Annotated in this window: 1 protein-coding gene; it reads right to left on the bottom strand. The window is 34.3% G+C overall.

All coding sequences use genetic code 11. The features are described from left to right. Nucleotides 1–230 (bottom strand): hypothetical protein (locus AOA62_RS32390; RefSeq protein WP_218244270.1); only part of this gene is annotated, 230 nt, incomplete at both ends.

Genomic DNA, 230 nt, shown 5'->3' with positions numbered 1-230 from the left:
AGACATAATTAACAACATTTGCCTTCCCCATCCTCACTGTTGTTAACATAAAAGTTCCCTCGTATTGATGACCGTCTTCTACCTCGATCACCTCTGTTAACACTTTTGCATCACCTGGTATAGTAAAGTAATAAGGTAAATGGTAGTAATTAATAAACAGAAGTATAATGATTAAAATACTCCAGCGTATAAAGCTTTTATTATTGCCTCTTTTTCTATCACTCATGGCT

Origin of the sequence: Pseudomonas sp. 2995-3 (assembly GCF_002742565.1) — a bacterium.
Classification (GTDB): Bacteria; Pseudomonadota; Gammaproteobacteria; order Pseudomonadales; family Pseudomonadaceae; genus Aquipseudomonas; species Aquipseudomonas edaphica.
The sequence above is the reverse complement of the archived record's forward strand: the minus strand, read 5'-3'. Positions and strand labels throughout refer to the sequence as shown.